This window comes from Rhizobium sp. NPDC090275, assembly GCF_044772225.1.
In the GTDB taxonomy this organism is placed as follows: domain Bacteria; phylum Pseudomonadota; class Alphaproteobacteria; order Rhizobiales; family Rhizobiaceae; genus Rhizobium.
In genome coordinates, this window is sequence record NZ_JBIVYL010000015.1 from 1 (window position 1) to 24325 (window position 24325).

Annotated in this window: 20 protein-coding genes and 2 pseudogenes; 11 read left to right on the forward strand and 11 right to left on the reverse strand. The window is 61.0% G+C overall.

All coding sequences use genetic code 11. From position 1 onward, the window contains the following. Nucleotides 1–93 precede the first annotated feature (93 nt). Nucleotides 94–744, reverse strand: a pseudogene (locus tag ACIQUB_RS28205) (electron transfer flavoprotein subunit alpha/FixB family protein); the annotation flags it as partial. A gap of 461 nt (nucleotides 745–1205) precedes the next feature. On the opposite strand from ACIQUB_RS28205, the pseudogene ACIQUB_RS28210 reads away from it, so the two are divergent. The 4 genes and pseudogenes from ACIQUB_RS28210 to recX form a co-directional block, all read left to right on the forward strand. Further along, nucleotides 1206–2009 (forward strand): annotated as a pseudogene (locus ACIQUB_RS28210) (ABC transporter permease); the annotation flags it as partial. Nucleotides 2010–2022: 13 nt separating this feature from the next. Next, nucleotides 2023–3102, forward strand: a complete 1080-nt coding sequence (locus ACIQUB_RS28215; protein ID WP_402934364.1) for an ABC transporter ATP-binding protein — start codon at nucleotides 2023–2025, stop codon at nucleotides 3100–3102. After that, nucleotides 3102–4124, forward strand: coding sequence for an ABC transporter ATP-binding protein (locus ACIQUB_RS28220; protein ID WP_402934366.1), 1023 nt, complete (start codon nucleotides 3102–3104; stop codon nucleotides 4122–4124). Before ACIQUB_RS28215 ends, ACIQUB_RS28220 begins: the two co-directional genes overlap by 1 nt. A 238-nt stretch (nucleotides 4125–4362) precedes the next feature. Then, nucleotides 4363–4914, forward strand: coding sequence for a recombination regulator RecX (gene recX / locus ACIQUB_RS28225; protein ID WP_402934369.1), 552 nt, complete (start codon nucleotides 4363–4365; stop codon nucleotides 4912–4914). A gap of 39 nt (nucleotides 4915–4953) precedes the next feature. Here recX and lpdA read toward each other — a convergent pair whose 3' ends face one another. The 8 genes from lpdA to alr form a co-directional block, all read right to left on the reverse strand. Further along, entirely contained in the window at nucleotides 4954–6351 is a 1398-nt protein-coding gene (lpdA, locus tag ACIQUB_RS28230; RefSeq protein WP_402934372.1) for a dihydrolipoyl dehydrogenase, read from the reverse strand. 5 nt (nucleotides 6352–6356) lie between these two features. Next, nucleotides 6357–7619, reverse strand: coding sequence for a dihydrolipoamide acetyltransferase family protein (locus tag ACIQUB_RS28235; protein ID WP_402934375.1), 1263 nt, complete (start codon nucleotides 7617–7619; stop codon nucleotides 6357–6359). A 2-nt stretch (nucleotides 7620–7621) separates the two neighbouring features. Further along, complete coding sequence (locus tag ACIQUB_RS28240; RefSeq protein WP_402934378.1) at nucleotides 7622–8635, reverse strand: alpha-ketoacid dehydrogenase subunit beta; 1014 nt, start codon at nucleotides 8633–8635, stop codon at nucleotides 7622–7624. Between the two features lies 1 nt (nucleotide 8636). Next, nucleotides 8637–9869 (reverse strand): thiamine pyrophosphate-dependent enzyme, encoded by a 1233-nt coding sequence (locus tag ACIQUB_RS28245; protein ID WP_402934381.1) that lies wholly within the window; start codon nucleotides 9867–9869, stop codon nucleotides 8637–8639. Nucleotides 9870–9929: 60 nt separating this feature from the next. After that, nucleotides 9930–11057, reverse strand: a complete 1128-nt coding sequence (locus ACIQUB_RS28250) for an acyl-CoA dehydrogenase family protein (protein WP_402934384.1) — start codon at nucleotides 11055–11057, stop codon at nucleotides 9930–9932. A gap of 20 nt (nucleotides 11058–11077) precedes the next feature. Then, nucleotides 11078–12265, reverse strand: coding sequence for an acetyl-CoA C-acyltransferase (locus ACIQUB_RS28255; RefSeq protein ID WP_402934387.1), 1188 nt, complete (start codon nucleotides 12263–12265; stop codon nucleotides 11078–11080). Nucleotides 12266–12626: 361 nt separating this feature from the next. Beyond that, nucleotides 12627–13976, reverse strand: a complete 1350-nt coding sequence (locus tag ACIQUB_RS28260; protein WP_402934390.1) for a D-amino acid dehydrogenase — start codon at nucleotides 13974–13976, stop codon at nucleotides 12627–12629. After that, nucleotides 13909–15027 (reverse strand): alanine racemase, encoded by a 1119-nt coding sequence (gene alr / locus ACIQUB_RS28265; RefSeq protein ID WP_402934393.1) that lies wholly within the window; start codon nucleotides 15025–15027, stop codon nucleotides 13909–13911. The genes ACIQUB_RS28260 and alr overlap by 68 nt, the downstream gene beginning before the upstream one ends. A 130-nt stretch (nucleotides 15028–15157) precedes the next feature. Here alr and ACIQUB_RS28270 point away from each other — a divergent pair, with 130 nt between their 5' ends. The 5 genes from ACIQUB_RS28270 (at nucleotide 15158) to ACIQUB_RS28290 (ending at nucleotide 20353) form a co-directional block, all read left to right on the forward strand. After that, a complete protein-coding gene (locus ACIQUB_RS28270; RefSeq protein ID WP_018901300.1) occupies nucleotides 15158–15616 on the forward strand; it encodes an Lrp/AsnC family transcriptional regulator in 459 nt (152 codons plus the stop codon). A gap of 361 nt (nucleotides 15617–15977) precedes the next feature. Beyond that, nucleotides 15978–16796: a glycosyltransferase family 25 protein gene (locus tag ACIQUB_RS28275; RefSeq protein ID WP_402934397.1), complete on the forward strand. Its 819-nt coding sequence runs from the start codon at nucleotides 15978–15980 to the stop codon at nucleotides 16794–16796. Nucleotides 16797–16877: 81 nt separating this feature from the next. Continuing rightward, complete coding sequence (locus ACIQUB_RS28280) at nucleotides 16878–18794, forward strand: polysaccharide biosynthesis protein (RefSeq protein ID WP_402934400.1); 1917 nt, start codon at nucleotides 16878–16880, stop codon at nucleotides 18792–18794. Nucleotides 18795–18837: 43 nt separating this feature from the next. Continuing rightward, nucleotides 18838–19773: an NAD-dependent epimerase/dehydratase family protein gene (locus ACIQUB_RS28285; RefSeq protein WP_402934403.1), complete on the forward strand. Its 936-nt coding sequence runs from the start codon at nucleotides 18838–18840 to the stop codon at nucleotides 19771–19773. Nucleotide 19774: 1 nt separating this feature from the next. Further along, nucleotides 19775–20353 (forward strand): sugar transferase, encoded by a 579-nt coding sequence (locus ACIQUB_RS28290; protein WP_402934406.1) that lies wholly within the window; start codon nucleotides 19775–19777, stop codon nucleotides 20351–20353. Between the two features lie 59 nt (nucleotides 20354–20412). On the opposite strand, the gene ACIQUB_RS28295 is transcribed toward ACIQUB_RS28290, so the two are convergent. Then, nucleotides 20413–21831 (reverse strand): O-antigen ligase family protein, encoded by a 1419-nt coding sequence (locus tag ACIQUB_RS28295; RefSeq protein WP_402934409.1) that lies wholly within the window; start codon nucleotides 21829–21831, stop codon nucleotides 20413–20415. A gap of 199 nt (nucleotides 21832–22030) precedes the next feature. Next, nucleotides 22031–22231, reverse strand: coding sequence for a hypothetical protein (locus ACIQUB_RS28300; RefSeq protein WP_047503895.1), 201 nt, complete (start codon nucleotides 22229–22231; stop codon nucleotides 22031–22033). A gap of 359 nt (nucleotides 22232–22590) precedes the next feature. Here ACIQUB_RS28300 and ACIQUB_RS28305 point away from each other — a divergent pair, with 359 nt between their 5' ends. Next, entirely contained in the window at nucleotides 22591–23034 is a 444-nt protein-coding gene (locus ACIQUB_RS28305; protein WP_402934412.1) for a helix-turn-helix domain-containing protein, read from the forward strand. 111 nt (nucleotides 23035–23145) lie between these two features. Then, nucleotides 23146–24300 (forward strand): YcaO-like family protein, encoded by a 1155-nt coding sequence (locus ACIQUB_RS28310; RefSeq protein ID WP_402934415.1) that lies wholly within the window; start codon nucleotides 23146–23148, stop codon nucleotides 24298–24300. Nucleotides 24301–24325: the final 25 nt, after the last annotated feature.

The following is a 24325-nucleotide window of genomic DNA, read 5'->3' on the forward strand; positions in this document are numbered from 1 at the left end:
TGATCGCAGCCGAAAGGCCGGCAGGACCGCCGCCGACAATCACGACGTCGAATTCCATGCTCTCGCGTTCGGGCAGTTCAGTCGCGTCGGTCATCAGATCGCCTTCTGGAACTCCGGCAGGGCATCGAAAAGATCAGCGACGAGGCCGTAGTCGGCGACCTGGAAGATCGGAGCCTCCTCGTCCTTGTTGATGGCGACGATGACCTTGCTATCCTTCATGCCGGCCAGATGCTGGATCGCGCCCGAAATGCCGCAGGCGATGTAGAGATCGGGCGCGACCACCTTTCCGGTCTGGCCGACCTGCCAGTCGTTCGGCGCGTAGCCGGCATCGACGGCCGCGCGCGAGGCACCCACGGCAGCGCCGAGTTTGTCGGCAACCGGCAAAATGACTTCCTTGAACTTCTCGGACGAACCGAGTGCGCGGCCGCCGGAGATGATGATCTTGGCGGAGGTCAGTTCCGGTCGGTCAGAGGCCGAGATCTCGTTGCTTACGAACATCGAAAGTTGGCCATCGACCGCTGCTGCGACGCTTTCAACAGCAGCGGTCGATCCGCTTCCTTCGGCAGGGGCGAAGGCTGCAGTTCTCACGGTAATAACTCTCTTGGTGTCGATCGACTGCACCGTCTGGATGGCATTGCCGGCATAGATCGGACGCTTGAATGTGTCGCATGACACGACTTCGACAATTTCCGAGATCTGTGCGACGTCGAGCAGGGCGGCTACACGGGGCATGACGTTCTTGCCCGTAACGAGGATGTTGGCGGTATCAGCATTCTCAGTTCATCAGGCGGGGCGGGAGCACTCTTGGCGGACCACGCCGCGGAATTCGATGTTCCAATGGCACGCTTCGGCACGGCGAGATCAATCCCGTATGGACTGCGTGCGATCGCTCGCAACTTGACCAGTTACATAGACAATTCCGTTGTTTACGAGAACGTGACTCAAGCGCTTATCATGCGGCTCGAAGCGTTTGATGGTCATCTTCATCCCTTCTTTTGTTTATCTCGTGCCAATTCTAATGGCTCACCACCGCACCCAAGCAGCCGGCCTCCAACAAAGCGACTTCCTCGGGGGATCGCTTGCGTGCACGATCGTTCCATGGCGGCGGAAAGTGAATGCAAGTTTGCGATCGTCACGTGAGGTCGATGCAGCTTCGGAAGTAGCCAGCATGAAGCCATCATGGGCGGCGGAAAGCGCGGCCGCGGCGGGTTGCTCTGCTCGGTGCGGGCGTCATCGCGATAATGGTGCTCGCGAGCGTCATTGGTCCATGGCTTATCCCCTTCAACCCCTTGCAAATAGATATGCGACACAGATTTGCGGAGCCTCTTTTGGGCGGCCATCTGTTTGGTACCGATCAGTTGGGTCGCGATCTCCTTGTGCGCTTGTTAATGGCAGGCCGCGTCTCGCTGACCATCGGCTTTGCGGCGATGGCCGTTAGTATGGCCTTCGGCACACTGATCGGAGTGGTGGCTGGCTACTATGGCGGAATCGTTCGGGTGGCATTGATGCGATTTGTCGATGCCATGTTGTGCTTTCCGCAGATCTTCCTGCTTCTCGTTCTGGCGGCCTTTACCCAGACGAATGTCGTCATCATCACACTGATCATTGCTGCGGCAAGCTGGATGGAAGTCGCCCGCGTTGTGGAGGGGCAGGTTCGTTCGTTGCGCGAACGTGACTTTATCCAGGCGGCCGAGATGCTTGGCGCGTCGGGGCGCTACGTCATGTTCCGCGAACTACTGCCGAATGCGAACGGGCCGATCATCGTTGCCGCAACACTTACCGTTGCGCGGGCCATTTTGGCAGAAGCTTACGTCAGCTTCCTTGGATATGGCATCCAGCCCCCAAACGCGAGCTGGGGCAACATGCTCAACAATGCGCAGCAGTATCTCGGCTCTGCGCCTTGGCTCGCCATTTTCCCCGGTCTCATGATCACGCTGTCCGTCGCGAGCTTCAATTTCGTCGGCGACGGCTTACGCGATGCGCTCGATGCACGTCTTGAACCCAATTGAGTAGGAGTTAGCGATGCAAGAGACTTTTGCTCCGCTGCGGAGCGCTGGCGCAACGTCGATTAAAGGTAGTGCCGCGGTACCACGCGCCGAAACTGTTCTGGCCGTGGAAAACTTATCTGTCACGTTCGCCACTCAAAACGGTCCGGTCCGGGCCGTGCGCGATGTTTCGTTCAGCTTAGAGGCCGGTGAAACGTTGGCTCTTGTCGGAGAGTCAGGTTCGGGCAAAAGCGTCACCAGCTTGGCACTGATGCAGCTCACCGCGCCGCCGCCAAGGGTTAAGATCGGCGGGAGTGCTCGTTTCACCGGCCGGGACGGGCGTTCGCGAAACTTGCTCGAGCTTGATCCCGAATCGATGCGGAAAGTTCGCGGCAATGAGATCTCTATGGTCTTTCAGGAACCGATGACTTCGCTCAATCCCGTCCACAGGATTGGCGATCAGATTGCCGAAGCTCTGATATTTCACCAGCGGCTAGGCAAGCGGGCCGCACTGGCGCAGGCAGCAGAGCTGCTCAATCAGGTCGGTATTTCGGATGTGCGCAGCCGGCTATCCGCTTATCCTCATCACCTGTCCGGTGGAATGCGGCAGCGAGTGATGATCGCGATGGCGCTCGCCTGCAATCCTCGGGTCCTTATCGCAGACGAACCGACGACGGCACTCGACGTGACCGTCCAGGCGCAGATACTGGAGCTGTTGAAAAGCTTGCAGAAAGCCACTGGCATGGCGGTGATCTTCGTCACGCATAATCTGGGCGTCGTTGCTGAGATCGCGGATCGGGTGATGGTGATGTATGCGGGAGCGATCGTCGAAGAGGGAGATGTGGCTTCGGTTCTGAAGCGACCGCTTATGCCATATACCCGCGGTCTTTTGCGATCCGTACCGACCATCGACCCCGATGCGATGGGCCTTGAACCGCTGGAGGCCATTCCGGGAAGCGTGCCAGATCCTTTGCGGCCGCCGCCAGGCTGTGCCTTCGCCCCTCGCTGTTCGTTCGCGGAGCCGGCTTGTGAGGCCGGTTTCCCGCTCCTCGAAGAGGCTCCCGGCCACCGCCATGTTCGTTGCCGACGCTGGCACATTATCGACGAGGTCTTGTAATGAAGCAGGTATCAACTCCCCCGGCCGGCGAGCGCCCAACTCCTCTGGTCCAAGTGGCAGGGCTGAATCAGTGGTTCCGCACCGGCAGGACACTGTTGCGCAAGGCACAAGTGGTGCATGCCGTCGAAGATGTGTCGTTGTCGATCGAACGCGGCGAAGTCCTGGGGCTGGTCGGCGAATCCGGTTCAGGAAAAAGCACACTTGGTCGGGCCATACTTCGGATGACGGAGCCGACGAACGGACAGATTCTGTTCGACGGCATGGATCTTACCCACCTCGGACGTCGGGCTCTTCGGCCAATGAGGCCTCGAATGCAGCTTGTCTTTCAGGATCCGTTTTCTTCCCTCAATCCGCGAATGACGCTACGCCAAATCGTGGGTGCACCACTTGTGATTCAACGCCCGGACATCGATGCGAAGGAGCGTGAACGTCGGATTCTCGAGGCTTTGCGGACGGTAGGACTTTCTCCCCAACACGCTGACCGGTATCCGCATGAGTTTTCGGGCGGTCAGCGGCAGCGCGTCGGGATTGCGCGGGCATTGATCATGGAGCCAAGCCTACTTGTGGCCGATGAGCCTGTCTCGGCCCTCGACGTTTCGATCCAGGCGCAAATAGTCAATTTGTTGATCGAGGTGAGAAAGAAGCTCGACCTTACCATGCTGTTCATCAGCCATGATCTGGCGGTGGTAGGCCATCTTTGTGATCGCGTTGCGGTGATGTATCTGGGACGCATCGTTGAAATCGCGCCGACGAGGACATTGTATCGCAGCCCACGCCATCCCTACACCGAGGCGCTCTTCTCGGCGGTACCTGGTGTGGATCCCGACGTCCGGCGCGAGCGGATCATTCTACGAGGTGATGTGCCAAGCCCCTTGGCTCCACCTTCCGGCTGTGCATTTCGCGGTCGCTGTCGTTATGCGCTTCCCGAATGCGCAACGGCTGTTCCTCCTTTGCGCGAGATAGGTCACAACCATTCGGTCCGTTGTGTTCGAGACGATCTCGTTCTCAGCCGAGGGGGCTGACAAGGCGGTGCATTGCTCGTCCGGCCACTGCAAATAGATCCAAGCTCAAGGTTATTCGAAGTCGGATCGACCAACCGACGCCAGCCACGCGCAGGCTCGAGGCGGCTGCTTCCCGGTAGCGGCCTCGATTGCTGTTTGAGGCGGCTTCGAGCGGGAGAGTGCTGGAAATCCCGGCTTGATGGCTTTAACTGGCTGATACGAGCTGCTCCAGGCGATTCTGGACGCGATCCGGAACGCCATGGCCGACGAAGACACGCAATCCGATATGCCGACCAGCCGCATGCAAAGCTGGGCGCGAAACTCGACCATCTACCGTCTCGGCCGGCAGATGATGACCGAGAAGCAGCTGGCCGACGCGATCTCGCGCAAGGCCAGACAAAAATTCGAGGACATATCCGAAGCTCAGGTCAAGGCGCTCGCCGATCTCGCGGTCAAGTTCGGCCATGAGCAGGGCGGATTGAACGATGTCGCCTACGCCGAGATCAGCGTGCGATCCGGCGTGCGCAGCGGCCGATCAAAACGGATCATGGCGCAGAAGCTCGCGATCAAGGGTATCGACCGCGAGACCGCCGTCATCGCGCTCGAGGAGAGCGACGACCTCGTGGCCGCGATCAACTTCGCCCGCAAACGCGGCTTCGGCCCCTTCCGGCGCGCGGAGGCCGACGAGAAGCGCTACAACAAGGAAATGTCCGCCTTCGCCCGCAACGGCTTCGGTTTCGAATTGGGACGCTCGGTTCTCGGCATGAGCCGCGATGAAGCCGAGACCGTGCTCGACGAACGGCGGTCTTAGACACAGGCAGTCGGGCTCGAATTTCCGCCGTGTCGCGCCTCACATATGCAGTGCGTGGCCAAGCGCCTTCAGCGCCGCCTCCTGAACCGCCTCGCTGCGTGTCGGATGGGCGTGGATCGTGCCGGCGATATCCTCGAGGCGAACGCACATCTCGATCGCCAGCGCAAACGCCGCCGACAATTCGGAGACACCGCGACCAACTGCCTGCAGGCCGAGCACGAGATTGGTGTCGGCGCGCGCCACCACACGCACGAAGCCATCCTCGGACTGCATGGTCATGGCGCGGCCGTTGGCCGAGAAGGGGAACTGGCCCACCCTGATCTCGTAGCCCTGCGCACGGGCCTCCTCGGGCGACAAGCCGGCGCTGACGATCTCCGGGTCCGTGAAGCAGACGGCGGGAATGCAGCGCTTGTCCCAGCTTCGCGGCCGGCCGGCGATGATCTCGGCGACTATCTCGCCCTGCGCCATCGCCCGGTGCGCGAGCATAGGTTCTCCAGTGATGTCGCCGATGGCGTAAACACCGCGCATCGAGGTGCGGCACCGGTCGTCAATGCGTAGATACGGCCCGGCGCGATCGAGATCGAGCTCCTCCAGTCCCACGCCTGTTGTTCGTGGCCTGCGCCCGACGGTCACGAGTATCCTGTCAGCAGGCAGCTTGATCTCCCGGCCATCGGCCTGCTCGATGATCAAGCTTTCCCCGGCATCCGAAAGCGCCTTTGCCTTGGCCGCCAGATGAAGCTCGATGCCGCGCTCCTTCAGCGCCTTCGCAACAGGCCGGACGAGCTCGGCGTCGTATTGCGGCAGTATCTGGCCCGTCGCCTCGACGATGGTGACCGAAGAGCCAAGCTTGGCGAAGGCCGTCCCGAGTTCCAGGCCAATATAGCCGGCGCCGACGACCACCAGTCTTTCCGGCACGCTCTGCAGCGCCAGCGCTTCCGTGGAGGAGATCACCCGTCCACCGAATGGAAGCCCCGGCAGCTCGACCGGCTCGGAGCCCGTCGCGATCACTATATTCTCCGCGCGGATGAGCTGTGCGCCGGTCTCCGTCTCGACCTCGACTGTCTTCCCATCGCGGAACCGCGCCCGGCCATGGACCTGCTTCACTCTTGCCTTCTGCAACAAGGCAGCAACGCCCCCAGTGAGACGGCCGACAATCCCGTCTTTCCAGGCGATCGTCCTGGCGAGATCGATCGCCACGCCCTCGGCACGAATGCCAAGCGGGTCTCGGCCGCTCGCCATACGGCGCGCGGCGTCGAATTCGTCGGCGGCATGGATGATCGCCTTGGAAGGAATGCAGCCGATATTGAGGCATGTCCCGCCCGGCTTTTCCATTTCGACGATCACGGTGTCGATGCCCAGCTGACCCGCGCGGATTGCGCAGACGTAACCGCCGGGCCCAGCGCCGATGACCAGCAATTTGCAGATGATCTCTTTCATGACCCTCAGCCTTCGATGAAAATCAGCGCCGGCGTTTCAAGCAGCACGCGGATGCGCTGGATGAAGGTCGCCGCATCCCAGCCGTCGATGATGCGATGGTCGAAGCTGGAGGAGAGGTTCATCATCTTGCGCGGCACGAATTGAGCGCCATCCCAAGCGGGGCGGGTGGCGATCTTGTTGACGCCGATGATCGTGACTTCAGGATGGTTGATGACGGGCGTCGAGACGATCCCCCCAAGCCCGCCCAGCGAGCTGATGGTGATGGTCGAGCCCGTCAGTTCGTCACGCGTCGCGGTCCCACTGCGTGCCGCCTCCGCCAAGCGCGCCATCTCGCCGGCGCAGTCCCAGATCGTGCGGGCCTCGGCGTGGCGAACGACCGGCACGACGAGGCCCGCCTGCGTCTGGGCCGCGATACCAATGTGGACGCCACCGGAGCGGGTGAGGATGCCGGCATCGTCGTTGAAGGTGGCGTTTATATCCGGCTGGTCGGCGACGGCCTTGACGATCGCCCGCATCAGGAAGGGAAGGATCGTCAGCTTCGGATGCTCCGGCTTGCGGTCCCGGTTCATCGTCGCCCGCAGATCCTCGAGCGCCGTCATGTCGATTTCCTCGACATAGGTGATATGCGGGATGCGCGAGGTGGACAGCGACATCTTCTCGGCGATCCGCCGCCGCATGCCGGTCAGTTTGACCTCTTCGGTCGTGGTATTCCGGGGGAACGGGGCAGGGGCGGCAAGCGGAGACGCACCGCGCGCGAGATACTGTTCGATATCTTCGCGTAGAATGCGTCCGTCCGGACGGTTTGGTGGCACTTGCCTGAGGTCGACCCCGCTTTCACGAGCGAAGAGGCGGACGGAAGGCGATGCCAGCGGCTTCTCCTGCGGTCCGCTGCTTGTCGGCTGGGACAGCGCTTGCTTGGCTTGCGTTGGTTGCGGCTGAGCAGGCGCTTCGCTTTCGTTGGCTGCGGCGGATGGCTTCTCTGTCGCCAAGGGCGCGGGCCGGGTGGGCGCTGGCGCATGATCCCCGCCCGCTGTCTCAATCCTCACCAGCGGCGCCTTTACGGCCACGGTGTCTCCCACTTCGGCGCCGAGCCAGGTCACCGTGCCGCTCACCGGCGACGGGATCTCGACGGTTGCCTTGTCGGTCATCACAGCCGCGATCACCATGTCCTCGCGAACCGGATCGCCGGCCTTCACATGCCACTCCACCAGCTCTGCCTCGGCCACGCCTTCTCCGACATCAGGCATCTTGATCGTGAACTCTCCCATCGTCACGCCTCCATGACTTCGGCAAGCGCCCGTCCAACGCGCGCGGGGCCGGGGAAATAGTCCCACTCCTGCGCATGCGGATAGGGCGTATCCCAGCCCGCGACCCGCACGATCGGCGCCTCCAGATAGTAGAAGCAATGTTCCTGGATCAGCGCCACGATCTCGGCCCCGAAGCCCGACGTCAGCGTTGCCTCATGAACCACGGCGCAGCGGCCGGTCTTCGACACGGATTGCACGATGGTATCGAGGTCGAGCGGCAGCAGGCTGCGCAGATCGATCACTTCGGCATCGACGCCGGTATCCTCGACGGCTGCGAGCGCCACATGCACCATTGTTCCATAGGCAATGACCGTGACCCCGCTTCCGGCGCGGCGGATTTCAGCCTTGCCGATCGGGATCGCATAGTGGTCTTCGGGCACTTCGCCGAGTTCGTGTTTCGACCATGGCGTGACCGGACGCTCGTGGTGGCCATCGAATGGGCCGTTGTAGAGCCGCTTGGGTTCGAGAAACATCACCGGATCAGGATCCTCGATCGCGGCGATGAGCAGCCCCTTGGCGTCATAGGGGTTGGAGGGAACGACCACCTTGAGGCCGCAGACGTGGGTGAACAGCGCTTCCGGGCTTTGACTATGCGTCTGCCCGCCGAATATCCCACCACCCGTCGGCATCCTGAGCACGATCGGGCATGTGAAATCGCCATTCGAGCGATAGCGAATGCGCGCCGCCTCCTGGGTGATCTGGTCATAGGCCGGATACATGTAATCGGCGAACTGGATCTCGACGCAGGGTTTCAGCCCATAGGCCGCCATGCCGATCGCCGTGCCGACGATACCGGATTCGCTGATCGGCGTGTCGAAACAGCGGGTCTTGCCGTATTTCGACTGAAGCCCCTGCGTGCAGCGGAACACGCCGCCGAAATAGCCGACATCCTCGCCGAACACGACGACGTCCTCGTCCCGAGCCATCGAGATATCCATGGCGCTGCGCACCGCCTCGATCATGGTCATGCGCGCCATATCAATACCCCGCTTTCTGCCGCTGACGGCGGATGTGCGGCGGCATCTCGGCGTAGACGCCCTCGAAAATATCGCGCACCGAAGGCTTGCCGCCGGCATGCAGCGTTCCGTGTTCCTCGGCGCGCTTTTGCGCATCGATGACCTCGTCGAGGATCTCGGCCTCGGCCTGCACGTGGCGCTCCTCGGACCAGACACCCTTGAGGATCAGATGCTTCTTCAGCCGCAGCACGGGATCTCCGAGCGGCCATGCGTCGGATTCGGTTTTCGGCCGATAGGCGCTCGGATCGTCGGAGGTCGAGTGGGCGCCGACGCGATAGGTGACATATTCGATCAGCGTCGGCCCAAGATTGCGCCGCGCCCGTTCCGCTGCCCAGCGCGCCACCGCGTAGACCGCCAGATAGTCGTTGCCATCGACGCGCAGCGCCGGGATTCCGAAGCCTAGCCCGCGAGCGGCAAACGTGCCGGAACCGCCGCGTGCAATGCCCTGGAAGGTGGAGATCGCCCACTGATTGTTGACGATGTTCAAGATCACCGGCGCCCTGTAGGTCGAGGCAAAGACGAGGGCCGAGTGAAAATCGGATTCGGCGGTCGAACCGTCGCCGATCCAGGCGGCGGCGATACGTGTATCGTTCTTGATCGCTGACGCCATCGCCCAGCCGACGGCCTGGACATACTGGGTGGCGAGGTTGCCCGAGATAGTGAAGAAGCCGTGCTCCTTCGAGGAATACATGATCGGCAACTGCCGCCCGCGCAGCGGATCGTTCTCGTTGGAGAAGATCTGGTTCATCATCTCGACCATCGGATAGTCGTCGGCGATCAGGAGGCCGGCCTGCCGATAGGTCGGGAAATTCATGTCCCCCTTGTTCAGCGCCTTGCGCACGGCGCAACTGACCGCCTCTTCGCCAAGATGCTGCATGTAAAAGGATGTCTTGCCCTGGCGCTGCGCCATCAGCATGCGTGCATCGAAGGCGCGCAGCTTCATCATGTTTCGCAGCCCGGTTAGAAGCGCCTCGTCCGAGAGCAAACCCGCCCAGGGTCCGACGGCCTCGCCCTCCTGGTTCAGCACGCGGATGATCGAGTAAGCGAGATCGCGGATGTCTTCGGACGCGACATCCACCGCCGGGCGCGGCACGGCGCCGGCCTTGGCGATCTTGACGTTGGAGAAATCGGGTAAACCGCCAGGGCGGACGGCGGGTTCGGGGACGTAGAGGCTCAGTCGTTGACTGTCTGGCATTTCCTGTGTTCCTCCTCCGCTCGCATCGACCCTCTCCTCAGGATCGACGCGGCGTATTCCCTATAGATTGCGGGCGATCACCATGCGCTGCACGTCACTCGTTCCCTCGTAGATCTGGCAGATACGGACATCCCGATAGATGCGCTCGACGGGATAATCGCTCATGTAGCCGTAGCCGCCGTGGATCTGGATCGCATCGGAACAGACGCGCTCGGCCATTTCCGAGGAAAAGAGCTTGGCCATCGACGCCTCGGAAAGGCATGGCAGACCCGCCTCGCGCAGGCTTGCCGCATGAAACACCAGCTGCCGCGCCGCCTCGATCTGCGTAGCCATGTCGGCGAGCCGGAAGGCGACCGCCTGATGCTCGATGATCGGCTTGCCGAAAGCCGTTCGCTCGCGGGCGTAGTCGCGCGCTGCCTCATAAGCCGCGCGCGCCATGCCGACCGCCTGCGCCGCGATCCCGATCCGGCCGCCTTCCAGATTGGCAAGCGCGATCCTGTAGCCATCGCCTTCCTCGCCGAGGCGAAGATCCGCGGCAACGCGCATGTCGTTAAAGGCGATCTGGCAAGTGTCGGAGGCATGCAGGCCCAACTTGTGCTCGACGCGAATGACTTCGTATCCCGGCGTGTCCGTCGGCACGATGAAGGCGGTTATGCCCTTCTTGCCGGCCGTCGCGTCTGTTACCGCGAAGACGATGATCACCTGTCCGTTCTTGCCCGAGGTGATGAACTGCTTGGCGCCATCAAGCACGTAGTGATCGCCGTCACGTCGCGCACGGGTGCGCAGATTGGATGCATCGGAGCCCGCCTGCGGCTCCGTCAGCGCAAAGCCGCCGATCCATTCGCCGGTGGCGAGCATCGGCAGAAAACGCTGTTTCTGCTCCTCGTTTCCAAATTTGAGGATGGGCACGCAGCCGACGGAGCTATGGACGCTCATGATCGTCGAGCAGGGGCCATCCCCGGCGGCGATCTCTTCGAGTGCCGCAGCGTAAGCGACCGTCCCCGTGTCGGAGCCGCCATAGGCCTCCGGCACTAGCATACCGAGAAGGCCGAGTTCGCCCATTTCCTTCAGTTCGTCGCGTGGGAAGCTGTGGGCGCGGTCCCGCTCGGCGGCGCCCGGCGCCAGTCGTTCGCGTGCGAAATCTCGCGCGAGGTCCCGGATTTGCTGCTGCGTGTCGGACAAGATCATCAGCGCGCCTCCTTTTCCGCTCACTGCCGCTCGATGGCGATGGCGGTCGCTTCGCCGCCACCGATACAGAGCGCTGCCATCCCGCGCTTCAGCCCGTATCGCTCCAGCGCCGCCAGCAGCGTGACGATGACACGGGCACCGGACGCACCGATCGGATGGCCGAGCGCGCAAGCGCCGCCGTGGACGTTGACCTTGTCGTGGGGGATATCGAGGTCGCGCATGGCGGCCATCGGCACGACGGCGAAGGCTTCGTTGATTTCAAACAGGTCAACGCTCGATAGCGGCCATCCCGTGCGCTCGGAGAGCTTTCTCAAGGCGCCAATCGGCGCCGTCGCGAATTCGTTGGGTGTCTGCGAATGCGTGGCATGCCCGACAATTGTCGCGCGGGGTGCCACATCGTGTTGGTCGGCCCGCGAGCGTCGCATCAGCACCAGCGCGGCGGCTCCGTCGGAAATCGAGCTCGCATTGGCGGCCGTCACGGTGCCGCCTTCGCGGAATGCCGGCTTCAGCCTGGGGATCTTGTCGATGCTGGCCTTGCCGGGCTGCTCGTCCTCACGGATGGTCGCTTCGCTTTTGCCTGATATCACCGATACCGGCACGATCTCACGATCGAAATAGCCAGCTTCTATCGTCTTCTGAGCTCGGGTGAGGGATGTGATGGCATAGGCGTCCTGCGCCTCGCGCGTGAATTGGTAGGCTTCGGCACAGTCTTCCGCGAATGTCCCCATCAAGCGCCCCTTGTCATAGGCATCCTCGAGGCCATCGAGGAACATATGATCGACCACGCGCCCATGGCCGAGCCGGTAGCCGCCGCGAGCACGATCAAGCAGATAGGGCGCATTCGTCATGCTTTCCATGCCGCCCGCGATCACCACCGAGGCGCTGCCGGCGGCGAGCAGATCATGGCCGATCATGACGGCCTTCATGCCGGAGCCACACATCTTGTTGACGGTGCTGGCGGCGGCAGAGAAGGGGAGGCCAGCGCCAATCGCGGCCTGTCGGGCCGGAGCTTGACCCTGGCCGGCGGCGAGCACGCAGCCCATGATGGCCTCGTCGACACTCTCAGCTGGGACGTCACTTTGCGAGAGCGCCGCTGCTATCGCCGATGCGCCTAGTTGCGGTGCGGGCAGGGACGAGAAAGCTCCCTGAAAGCCACCGATCGGCGTGCGGGCAGCGCCTGTGATCACAATCAGATCCTGCATCGTCATCGCGACCTCCTCCTCGAAGCCGGCATCGGGATCTACCGTAGGGCATGACAAACTTTCCCCTCCCGCGACCGGGAAGAACAAACATCGTCAAGCTGCACGGTTCTCCTCCCATGCATCATCTCGTGGATTGCACTTCGCCGCATCAACCTCCAGCGGCACTTTAGGCAATCAAGACAATGCAAAGTCTATGCGCGCTCTTCGTTGAAAGCGATGGCAAATTGTTGCGATGTTTATCGGCAGCGGGCAACGAAGTTGCCGCACGCATGGCCGCTTCAGACCAATCGTTGCGGCGCGGCTCAACCGCGGTGCTGGACCCGGGTTGCTACCCGGACCCAGCATTATCGTCCGGCGATTCCGCCCTCTATCGGCCGTAGCGGGCGAGCGACAGGTCGCTGACGTCGATATCCGCCTTTCGGCCACTAACAACATCTGTCAGCACCCGTGCGGAGCCAGTGCTCATGGTCCAGCCGAGTGTGCCGTGGCCGGTGTTGAGGAAGAGATTGCGGATGTTGGTCGCACCGATGACGGGAGTGCCATCCGGCGTCATTGGCCGCAGCCCCGACCAATAATTGGCCGCCTTCAGATCGCCACCGGGGAAGAGATCGCTGACCGAATGCTCCAGGGTTCTGCGGCGCGCGGGGCCGAGGTCGTTCGTGTAGCCGGAAATCTCCGCCATGCCGCCGACGCGGATACGGTCGCCGAGGCGCGTGATGGCGATTTTGTAGGTCTCGTCCATGACCGTGGACTCAGGTGCGCGCGACGCATCGGTGATCGGGATGGTCAGCGAATAGCCCTTTACCGGGTAAACCGGCAGCTTGATGCCTGACGGTTTCAACAGCAGCGGCGAATAGCTGCCGAGCGCGACGACGACGGCATCGGACACAACCTTGCCGGTGTCGGTGACGACGCCCTTGGCCTGTCCAGCCTCGATCACAAGCCCCTTGATCTGGCGTCCGTAGTCGAATGTCACGCCCATCGACGCGCATTTGGCGGCGAGCGCATTGGTGAACTTGAAGCAATCGCCGGTCTCGTCTTTGGGCGTCAGCAGGCCGCCTACGATCTTGTCGCCGACGTGGCGCAACGCCGGCTCCATGCGGATGCAGCCCTCGCGGTCCAGCACTTCGTAAGGAATGCCGTCAGCCGCCAGCGCCTTCACATCCTTGGCCGATGCGTCGAGTTGCGCCTGCGTGCGGAAGAGCTGCAGCGTGCCCTGCATGCGCTCGTCATAGGCGATATCGGTCTCGGCGCGCAGCTCGGCCAGCGACAGGCGGCTGTAATCGGCAAGACGCAGCATGCGCGACTTGTTGATCGCGTAGCGCTCGGAGGTGCAGTTGGAGAGCATCCTGATCATCCAGGAGATCATCGCGTAGTCCACCTTCGGACGGAGGACGAGCGGCGCATGCTCCATGAACAGCCACTTCAGCGCCTTCTGCGGAATACCCGGCGCTGCCCACGGAGAGCAATATCCGAAAGACACCTCGCCGGCATTGGCGAAGCTGGTTTCGAGAGCCGGACCGGACTGGCGGTCGATAACGGTGACCTCGTGTCCCGCCTTGGCCAGATAGTAGGCGCTTGTGACACCGATGACACCGGCGCCGAGAACTGTGACTTTCATGCTTGCCCCTCTTGTGTATGCTTTTTTATCAGATGTATTGGCGATGATAGCGCTGGCCGAGGCCCGTGAGTATCTCATACGAAATGGTGTCTGCATCGCGTGCGATGTCCTCAAGGCTCTGATCGGCGCCGATCAGTTCCACGAGGCTGCCAAGACCGAGCGCATCGGCCGGAAGGGATGAAATATCGATCGTCATGCTATCCATGGACACGCGGCCAACGATCGGCAGGCGCTGGCCGCCGAAATAGGCGGCGCCACGCCCGCTGAGGCTTCTCGGCAAGCCATCGGCATAGCCAGCGGCAAGCGTCGCAAGCCGCATCTCCGACGGGGCCCGGTAAGTACCGGCATAACCCACAAGTGCGCCTTCAGGCACGGTGTGCGTCTGGACAACGCGGACACTGAGTTGCACAACCGATTTCATCGGATTGGCGATGCGATCGCTTGCCGCGCCGCCATAAAGCGCGATCCCCGGGCGCACCATGTCGCCATGAAAGTCAGAGCTGAGGAGAATGCCGCCCGAATTGGCGAAGCACAGCTTGGCCTGCGGAAAGGAGGCCGCGAGATCCTGCATGACGGCAAGCTGCGCTGTGTTCTGCGGGCTGTCGCTCTCATCCGCGCTGGCCAGGTGGCTCATGATGAATTGCACGTCGATATCTCGTAGCAGCGTAGGATCTTCCGCGAGAACAGATGCGTCCGCCGCGCTCAGGCCAAGGCGCGACATGCCGGTATCGAACTGAAGAACGGCCGGAAGAGGTACGCCGCGCCGCTCCGCGGCGAGAGACCAGTTATGAAGCTGCGCCATCGAATTGAGAACCGGGATGATCCCGTTGGCGGCCGCAAACTCCTCACCACCGGGCATTAAGCCGTTCAGAACAAAGAGCTTGGCATCCGTTGGCAAATATCGCTTGAGGTTTCTGGCTTCGATGAGGTGTGCCACGAAAAAGTGGCGACAGCCCTCGGCGGCCAGAGCAGCGGCGACGCGATCGGCACCCAGGCCATAAGCATCTGCCTTGACGACAGCGCCGCAAATCGATGGCGCGACGTGATTTGCGAGGAGCCGGTAATTCGCCCGGAGCGCGCCGAGATCGATGGTAAGCACGCCTGACAACGCGTCATCACTGAGAGTATTTGCGACGGCAGCGTCCATCATGATCCCCTTTTATTGTTGTCATGAAGATAGCGAAACAATCGAGCAATTTCCTGGTAATCAGCATTGCAATATTGCAATCGGTCAATGATTGCGAAATTATCGAGCGTCAAAAGAGGAATTATTGCGCATGATCCTGGATGCGATCGATCGTAACATTGTCCGGCAACTCAGATTGAATGCGCGCATCGCCAACACGGCACTCGCAGCGGAAGTCGGCCTTTCGCCGTCGGCCTGTCTTCGACGCATAGCGAGGCTCGAAAAATCCGGCCATATCAGGGGCTACACGGCCTTGATCGGCACCTCGGATAGCGATGATGCGCTGGCAGTCATCGTCAACATCACGCTCGATCGGCAGACTGAGGAGCATCTGAACAGGTTCGAGGCCGCCATCCGCCGATATCCCGAGATCCAGGAATGTTTTCTCATGACCGGCGGATCGGATTACATTCTCAAGGTCGAGGTCGAAAGCGCGCGCGATTTCGAGCGAATCCACAAGGATATCCTGTCGACCTTGCCTGGCGTCGCACGCATCCATTCGAGCTTCTCGATCAGGGACGTGCTGAAGCGGGGACCACGTAAAGGCTGACCTGGATGGTGCCCCTAGGTTGCAACGCTAGTTTGGCGCGAACGTCTCGGATTGATAGGTCGGAGGAAGCGATGACAGTTGAGGACAATCGCTACTCCGCAGTGTGGCTGCAGGCGAAAACAACTGTCGCGGATACGGAAAGATTGCTGGATTGCCATCTTTCGGCGAGACGCCATTCAGTGTGTTTGCGGGCGCTGGCTGACGTTTGAGCCACTCTCCCGGTGAAAACGCTTTGCGCGCTTGGGTAGTTCTTGCACGCGCCTCGCATACATATTAATGGCTGTCGCGGTTGGCTAAGACGTGTGTCCAGCGAAGAAACCTGTAGCAATTTGGCGCCCGATGGATGCCCCAGGAGACCACAGTGCGTGAACGCCAGCAGACAGAGAGCGCGGCCGAAATCGGCAATGCGCGCCGATCTGGAACGGGCGAGACCCTGTCTCGGCGGGAAATCGTATCCTACGTCATCAACCTCGACCGCTCCATAGACCGCTGGCACCATATCAATAGCCAGGCCGAGGAGTTCGGCCTTGATGTCCAGCGCATCCCTGGCGTCGAGATTGATGCTGCGAACGCTGCGCAATGGCCGGGTTATGATCGCGCAGCCTTCATGCGCGGCAGCAGTCGCCCGATGCTGCCGCAGGAATACGGCTGCTATCTCGCCCATGTCAAAGCGCTCAACGCGTTTCTGGAGAGCGAGGCCGAGTGCGCCGTCATCATGGAGGACGACGTCAATCTCAGCGCCGACCTCGTCTCGCGCGCTCACAGCGCGCACCGGGCTGCGCCATTCGCGGAAGTCATCAAGCTTCTGAACCACCGCGTCGTCTGGTTCCGGCCAATCGCGCGGTCGGTGGATGGCGATGTGATCGGAAAGTGTCTGTTCGGGCCGCAGGGGTCGGCTGCCTGCTACCTCGTCACCCGCGCCGGCGCGCGCAAGCTTGTTGACGCCCTCAGGGTGATCACATGCCCTTACGACGTTGCGCTCGAGCGTGGTTGGGCGACCGGCGTCAAGGTCTATACGCTGAAGGACGATCTGATCACCTTGTCGGTTCGCTCGAAAGAGAGCCAGATCGCCGATCGCGCGCGGTATCGCTTGATCAAGCTGCGCGGCATCCGTAAAATTCCAACCCATATCTGGCGCATGCTGGAACTCTTTCGCCGGGTGGGATACGCAGTCTTATGAGCCATCCGTTCAGAGCCATTTTTTGCCATAGCATCGCGTGTCGGCCGCTATCGCTAAAACCGTCACGATCGAGCCAGCGCCATGTTTGATAACTACGTTCAGCACGTTCTTGCCTTGCCGCGGCCAGCGAAGCGGGTCATCGCGCTGCTCTTCGATGCCTGCTTGTGCATCATCACGGTCTGGATCGCGTTCTGCTTTCGCTTCAACGACTGGTACCTGATGACGGGTGTGCAGTTCTGGACCATTCCGGTTTCGCTCGTCATCGCGCTGCCGCTGTTCATCACGTTCGGCCTCTACCGCGCCATCTTCCGCTTCATGGGCTGGGCCGCCTTTTCCACGGTCATCAAGTGCGTGCTGATCTACGGCGCCGTCTACATGGTGATCTTCACGGTTATCAGCGTTCCGACCGTCCCCCGAACGGTCGGTATCCTGCAGCCGATGCTGCTCCTGCTGGCCGTAGGCCTGTCGCGCTTCGTGGCGCGCTATTTCCTCTACGATGCCTATAGCGAAATTCTGGGCGAGGCGGCACCGATCCGCACCCTGGTCTATGGTGCTGGCACGCAGGGACGGCAGCTTGTCAGTGCATTGGGGCACTCGGCCGAGTTCAAGGTCGTCGGCTTTCTCGATGACGATCGCGGCCTGAAGGGTATGTCGCTGAACGGCGTGAAGATCTATAGCCCTCTCAACATCGAGAAGGTTTGCGCGGATCTGGAGGTCAAGACCGTTCTCCTCGCTCTTCCGCAGATCGATCGCGGCCGACGCAATGAGATTATCGAGCGCTTGCGTTCCGCCAAGGTCGCCGTTCGCACGGTTCCCGATATCAGCGCAATCGCAACCGGCCAAGCACAGTTGACCGACCTTCAGGATCTCGATGTCGAGGATCTTTTGGGTCGGACTGCTGTCTTGCCGAACAAGGCGTTGCTGGAGCAGAACGTTCGCGATCGCATCGTCCTGGTGACCGGCGCCGCCGGCTCGATCGGAAGCCAGTTGTGTCGCGAAATCGCGAAGCTTGGCCCCAAGGCACTGCTGCTTCTGGACCAGAATGAGTTCGGCATTTATTCGCTCCAGGGCGAATTGGCCGGCGATACCGAGGAACCGCCGTTTCCGATCGTCCCGCTGCTTGCAGATGTCTGCGACGAATATCGCATCAGCACGATCCTTCAGACCTGGAAACCAGCGACCGTCTATCACGCCGCCGCCTACAAGCATGTGCCGCTCGTTGAGCAAAATCCGGCCGAAGGCGTCAAGACGAACGTCTTCGGAACGCTGACGGTCTCCAAGGCTGCCTTGGCGGCGGGTGTCGAGCGCATGATTCTCGTCAGCACCGACAAGGCTGTCCGGCCGACCAATGTCATGGGTGCCACGAAGCGGCTGGCCGAAATGATCCTGCAGGCGCTCGCTGAGGAGCGCAGGAACACGACCTTCTCGATGGTCCGCTTCGGTAACGTACTTGGCTCATCCGGCTCGGTCGTTCCGCTCTTTCGCCAGCAGATCAGCCGCGGCGGTCCGATCACGCTGACACATGAGGATATCACGCGCTTCTTCATGACCGTGCCGGAAGCAGCCCAGCTCGTCATCCAGGCAGGCGCTATGGCGACCGGTGGCGATGTCTACCTGCTCGACATGGGCGAGCCGGTGAAGATCATCGACCTCGCGCGCCGCATGGTCGAACTGTCGGGTCTGACTATCCAGGACGAGCAGAACCCGAGCGGCGATATCAGCATCGTGACAACCGGATTGCGGCCGGGAGAAAAGCTCTACGAAGAGCTGCTGATCAACGACAATCCCGAGGTCACCGACCATCCGAAGATCAGGCGCGCGCGCGAGCAATTCCTTGGCTGGCCGCAATTGTCGGCCAAGCTCGACCAACTTGCTGATCTCGCGCGCGATGGCGATGCAAGGCGCCTGAAGGCGGCGTTGAGCGATCTTGTGCCGGGATACAGCCCCATGGAGGGCGTCGTGGATCTCGTCGCGCTCAGGCAGGAAGTATCGCAATGACGATATCCTTCGCACAAGAAGCCGCCTTCAAGCGGAGCCTCACATGTTTCTCGTAACCGGCGCCTCGGGCTTCGTCGGACGGGGTCTCATGCAGACCTTGCGGCAACGCGGCATGCCGTTTCGGGCAACGAGCAGACAGGGCGGCGGCGAGCTCTTTGCCGTCGGTGATATCGACGGGCGCACGGATTGGTCGGCCGCTCTTGCCGGCGTCGACACTGTCGTCCATCTGGCGGCGGTCAATCAGAACGTCGTCGAGGGTTCCCCGGCCGTTCTCGCGGAATATCGCTCGGTGAACGTCGAGGGGACGATCAATCTGGCAAAGCAGGCCGCAATTGCCGGCGTCAAGCGGTTCGTGTTCATCAGTTCCATCAAGGTGAACGGCGAAGCGACGGCAAAGGGTAGGCCCTTCACGGCCACGGACGTGCCTGCCCCGGAAACCGATTATGGCCGGACGAAGCTGGAGGCCGAGCAGGGGCTGCGCGCGCTTTCCGAAAGCACGACAATGGAAGTCGTCATTGTCAGGTCGCCGCTCGTTTACGGTCCCGGTATGAAGGGGAGTTTCCAGGCCTTGGTGCGGCTCGCCCAGCGCGGCTTGCCGCTGCCCTTCGCCTCGATCAAAAATCGCCGCTCTATGGTCTATCTTGAGAACCTGACCGATCTGATCGTGACCGCCGCAACCCATCCGGATGCCGCAGGCGGCACGTTCATGGCTGCGGACCGCAAGAGCCCATCGACGCCGGAGCTGGTGCGCATGATTGCCGCTGCGACCGGCTCGTCGGCGTCGCTGCTGCCGTTTCCACCCGCGCTCCTGGAGCTTGCCGGCGCGATCACCAGAAAGCGGGAACTCGTCAATCGCCTGACGCGCTCACTTGAGGTGGACATCTCCGAGACCAGCCGCCGCCTTGGCTGGGTTCCACCATTCGACATGAGCGACGGTCTGTCGCGCACGCTCGCCACGACACAACCCGCGAAGGACTGACATGACATCGACGCTGAACCAGGGGATAAAACGGGCCTTCGATTTCTGCGCCGCCTTGGGCGGGCTGGTCGTCCTGTCTCCCGTGTTGCTCGTGCTGACGATCATGGTCCGGCGCTCCTCGCCCGGCGGCGCGTTCTTCCGGCAGCTGCGAGTGGGGCGAAACGAAGTGCCGTTCACCTGCCTGAAGTTCAGGACGATGGCGGCGGGGACGCCGAATGTCGGCTCGCATGACGCCGCCGAAGCCTGGATCACGCCGATCGGCAAGACGCTTCGCGCCTACAAGCTCGATGAGCTGCCGCAGCTTGTGAACGTGCTAAAAGGCGAGATGAGCCTCGTCGGCCCGCGCCCATGTCTGCCGAGCCAACCGGATGTCATCGCTGCCCGCAGGGCCAAGGGTGTGTTCGCTGTGCGGCCTGGCATTACCGGTCTGGCGCAAATCGCGGGTATCGACATGTCGACCCCGGAAAAACTCGCCACGGCCGATGCCGAATACGTGAAAACCGCCAGCCTCTGGAACGACATCGCCATGATCCTCGGCTCCGTCATGGGCAAAGGCAAAGGCGACGCCGCGCGGAAGTAATGCGAGGGGCCAACGCTTGATACGGCTTGAGAACGCGCGAGGCCGCGTTCTCAAATTGCCTAGCGGGCTGCGGCCTGAAGGCCTGGCATTTTGGCCTCAGCGGGCCGCAAGCGCAAATTGCACCAGCAGGCAAACGCCGACGTCACAAGGGCAAGACTTTCACCGATCGCCAATCTGTTGTTCGAGTTGCTGAGAAGCGTAAGCGCGAAGAAGAAAATGCAAACGAGATAGGCGTGCATCGCCGCGCGCGGAATGATGCCTTGGCGATGGGCCTTGCATACGAAAACGATGAAGCTCGCCAGGATAATCGCCATGACGAAGGCCCCGAATAGGCCGAAGCGGACCAATATTTCCAGATACCCGTTGTGCAGCAGCGTATAGGAAACGTTGGCGTAGTGCGTATGCTGCCAACGTTCCAGCCATTCGTTGCCCCAGCCAAAGATCGGCGCGGAGGAGAATAGTTCCCACCCATTCGACCACAATTGAAGACGCTCATCCATTGCGACAGGCGTGTTGCCCGATTGAATGGTCTGCGTGATTGTGTCTGCTCCGTTCGAACTGCCGACAATGCCGCTGAACATCGAAGCGGTCGCTTTGATGGTCGGACCGGCGGTCTGGTCGAGATTGTGGCGAACAGCATAGATCCCAGCGCCAAGCAGTGCGACCGCGCATGCAATCACCAATCCACTGCGAGCGCGCATCTTGATGTATCGCATGCCTATGATGGCGAGAACCGGCAGTGTGAACGCCATCGCGAGCCACACGCCCTTGGACTTCGCGCCATAGATGGCGATCAAACATAGAACCAGAATAAGTGGCGAAACCACATAGGCGAGTCTCGCAAACCGGCGGTCGGCATCGGGGGTTGTCAGATAGTGCAGAAGCCAGAACGTCGACATCACGAAAATGAGGCCGCAGGCCACCGCGCCATGGATCTGGTTGTTCATGATAAGTGGGCGAACAGCAACGCCAGTGGCGATCGCGCCTATCGTCAACGCCACTGTGACGGCGAGCATGACCAGCGCAATGACAAAGAATGCCGCGATGATCTTCTCCATCTCGCCTTCATAGAGGGCGAAGGCGATACCGAGGATCGGGAAGAACAACGGGAATGCAAAGAGCCAGTCGGACCCGCCAATATCGTGATGTTCGGTCGTGAAGTAGATGAAAGCGAAGCGCGCCAGCACATAGATCGCCCAGCCCATGCAGAGCCAGCCCAGCCAATTTGTGCGCGGCCGGGATGGTTCCTTTAAATAGTAGACGAGCGCGATGACGGCGAGAATCGCGCATGCGTAACGATAAGTATCGCTCTCCACCAGCAAAGCCGATGAAGCGAGAATCCACAGAAGACAGCCGAATACTCTGAGGGCAGGGCTCATGGCTGCGCTGGAGGCGCGGAACGAATTGTTCAAGATGTCTACTTCTGTCCGCGCGCGTGTTCCTGCGTCAATGTCGACGGCCGCTCTCATCGAAAACATGACGCGCACCAGCGTTTCTTAGCGAGCGCGGTGCGGTAGCTTACAAAATCGATATTTACGAAAATAGTGTGACCGACAAGACCACTTCGACCACAGTTCACCGCAAAAGTTTTGTCGCAGGGCGAAAGGCTCGTGAAGTCGCTATGGCGACGGCGGCCGTTAGCAGGGGGTGTTTAATGCCGCCGTTGATTTTCGCAGTTTAATGCGTAGCCGTCCGGTTCTGCTTGGAGAGACTGAGGATATAGTCGTCAGCAATGTCAGCGATTGCCATCGCGATTTCAGCCGGCGAAAATTCCATCTGCTTTTCGCCGAAGATCATCTGATGAACGGCTTCCTCGATCTGCTGACGGCAAGCCGACAATCGGTCGGCATGGCTTATTTCAATGGCAGGTATCTGCATGGCGTTTTTCCCCAATGTGCTGCGCCTGAAACGAAGTTCCGTGTCCAGATTGCTCCGGCGCTGACAGCCGCTGACGCGACCATGGCCACACGCATGCCCCGATCTTCGCATCCTAGTATAGAGGGTAAGTTTTGTGGTTCTCGTGAAATCGGTGTGACACCATTTAAAGTGGCTTTTGCATCAAGTGTTCACCCAATGAGGTAGCTGCAATGAAGGTGCGTGAGGCCACACGTTGATGGTTTGTGCAACGTTCGGGACGGCGAATAAAGATTCTTCGTCGTCTCTTTACTTTTAGTTGCATTTTTTCGCAGCGGCTTCATTATGCGTCAACATTCCTAATATTGCAGGCGAGGGACGCCATGAAGGCGAAATCGACGAACGCGATCGACGGCTATGTCGGGGAACGAGTAAGGCTGCGCCGCAAGATGCTCGGCATGAGCCAGGCCAGCCTTGCGGAAGCGTTGGGCATAACGTTTCAGCAGATTCAGAAATACGAGAAAGGCATAAATCGCATCGGCGCCAGCCGGCTGTTGCGAATGGCGGAGATATTCGGCGTAACCGTCGGCTATTTCTTCGAAAACGGCATTGCCAGCGCCGGTGACGACGTCAACCGTCCGGAGACGGATGCTGTCGCCGCGTTCATGGCCTCCAAGGAGGGGCTGGCGCTCGGCAAGGCTTTCATCGCCATCGAGGACCCAAACGTTCGCCAAAAGTTGCTCGCGTTAACGCGCAGCCTTGGCTCATCTGGCATCGTCATAAATGATCGCGACACCGTGGATCAGGCGGAGCTCGAAGGCAACTAGAGGGATGGCGCCATCGAGCTGTTTTTGCGAAATGCTGGTCTGTCTCGCCTATTAGATCGGTGGCCGACACTGACCGCTGATACCGAACCGTCAATCTATTCGGATCGGATCATGCCGGTGTCCGAGACGCTGTCGCGCGTCACGCCGTTTCTCGCACAATTCGGCATAACGCGGGTGGCCCGCCACACGGGCCTCGATCATATTGGCATACCCGTCTGGTGCGCCTATGCACCCAACGCGCCATCCGCTATCGTGGCGCAAGGCAAGGGACTGTCCGACGACGATGCCAAGGTTTCGGCAATCATGGAGGCGATCGAGCGCGCTGTTGCCAGCAGGCCGGCGGTATCCACGTTTCGGGCCACAGTCCGAGAGCTCCAGGGTGCCGGCCATCAACTGACGACGCTTTCTTGTCTGACTGGGTTGCATAAGGCCGATATCGGCCCTGATGAAACCGTCGACTGGATGATCGGTCGCGAACTGATGTCTGGCGTCGCGATCCATGTGCCATTCGACGCTGTGATCTTGAACCGCACGCGAGAGTCGCGCTTCTGGATGTCATCTGATGGCCTGGCATCCGGCAACACCTTCGACGAAGCTGTGTTGCATGGCATGCTCGAACGCATCGAGCGGGACGCTTATGTACTCTGGCAGATAGGCGACGACAATTTCAGGCGTTCCCGATGCATCGATCCCGCGTTGTTCGACGACGATGTGCTCAATCGGCTCGTGGAAAAGATAGAAGCCGCCGGTCTTGTCCTGAAGCTGTTCGATATTACCAGCGATATCGCCATTCCCTGCTTCACCGCCTTAGTGGGGCCGCAGGGCACTCTGTCGGACTCGCCCGTCCGTTTCTTGGAAGTGACGGGTGGAAGTGGCGCGCATCCTTCTCCCGTCCGCGCAGCCAGTCGCGCGATAACGGAAGCCGTGCAATCGCGGCTGACATTCATCAGCGGCGCGCGTGACGATATTGCGCCTAAAACTTTCCAAGCGTTGCTGCCCGCGCAGCTGCGTGACAGTTTCCTGAGCCAGCCCATTGCGCCTGCGGCACCTGCATATACCGGAGGCCGGTCACTGCCGCAGTATCTGGGCCATACGCTGGACAGGCTGCGTGCCGCGGGGATCACCACGGTCGCTACGGTGCAGCTAAGCGACCCCGACCTTCCGTTCAGTGTGGTCAAGGTTCTCATACCGGAGTTGGAAAATCCGGATGGAAAGCGGGCTCGAAGGTTCGGCAACCGAGCTCTTTCAAGAGCTTTCCTCTTTTAGATAAACTATCCCGCTAGCTGCAAAC

Bases quoted from the DNA above. Each gene is read 5' to 3' on its own strand.
- ACIQUB_RS28215 (WP_402934364.1), top strand. From the start codon at position 2,023: ATGCAAGAGACTTTTGCTCCGCTGCGGAGCGCTGGCGCAACGTCGATT.
- ACIQUB_RS28220 (WP_402934366.1), top strand. From the start codon at position 3,102: ATGAAGCAGGTATCAACTCCCCCGGCCGGCGAGCGCCCAACTCCTCTG.
- recX (WP_402934369.1), top strand. From the start codon at position 4,363: ATGGCCGACGAAGACACGCAATCCGATATGCCGACCAGCCGCATGCAA.
- lpdA (WP_402934372.1), bottom strand. From the start codon at position 6,351: ATGAAAGAGATCATCTGCAAATTGCTGGTCATCGGCGCTGGGCCCGGC.
- ACIQUB_RS28235 (WP_402934375.1), bottom strand. From the start codon at position 7,619: ATGGGAGAGTTCACGATCAAGATGCCTGATGTCGGAGAAGGCGTGGCC.
- ACIQUB_RS28240 (WP_402934378.1), bottom strand. From the start codon at position 8,635: ATGGCGCGCATGACCATGATCGAGGCGGTGCGCAGCGCCATGGATATC.
- ACIQUB_RS28245 (WP_402934381.1), bottom strand. From the start codon at position 9,869: ATGCCAGACAGTCAACGACTGAGCCTCTACGTCCCCGAACCCGCCGTC.
- ACIQUB_RS28250 (WP_402934384.1), bottom strand. From the start codon at position 11,057: ATGATCTTGTCCGACACGCAGCAGCAAATCCGGGACCTCGCGCGAGAT.
- ACIQUB_RS28255 (WP_402934387.1), bottom strand. From the start codon at position 12,265: ATGACGATGCAGGATCTGATTGTGATCACAGGCGCTGCCCGCACGCCG.
- ACIQUB_RS28260 (WP_402934390.1), bottom strand. From the start codon at position 13,976: ATGCAGACACCATTTCGTATGAGATACTCACGGGCCTCGGCCAGCGCT.
- alr (WP_402934393.1), bottom strand. From the start codon at position 15,027: ATGGACGCTGCCGTCGCAAATACTCTCAGTGATGACGCGTTGTCAGGC.
- ACIQUB_RS28270 (WP_018901300.1), top strand. From the start codon at position 15,158: ATGATCCTGGATGCGATCGATCGTAACATTGTCCGGCAACTCAGATTG.
- ACIQUB_RS28280 (WP_402934400.1), top strand. From the start codon at position 16,878: ATGTTTGATAACTACGTTCAGCACGTTCTTGCCTTGCCGCGGCCAGCG.
- ACIQUB_RS28285 (WP_402934403.1), top strand. From the start codon at position 18,838: ATGTTTCTCGTAACCGGCGCCTCGGGCTTCGTCGGACGGGGTCTCATG.
- ACIQUB_RS28290 (WP_402934406.1), top strand. From the start codon at position 19,775: ATGACATCGACGCTGAACCAGGGGATAAAACGGGCCTTCGATTTCTGC.
- ACIQUB_RS28295 (WP_402934409.1), bottom strand. From the start codon at position 21,831: ATGTTTTCGATGAGAGCGGCCGTCGACATTGACGCAGGAACACGCGCG.
- ACIQUB_RS28300 (WP_047503895.1), bottom strand. From the start codon at position 22,231: ATGCAGATACCTGCCATTGAAATAAGCCATGCCGACCGATTGTCGGCT.
- ACIQUB_RS28305 (WP_402934412.1), top strand. From the start codon at position 22,591: ATGAAGGCGAAATCGACGAACGCGATCGACGGCTATGTCGGGGAACGA.
- ACIQUB_RS28310 (WP_402934415.1), top strand. From the start codon at position 23,146: ATGCCGGTGTCCGAGACGCTGTCGCGCGTCACGCCGTTTCTCGCACAA.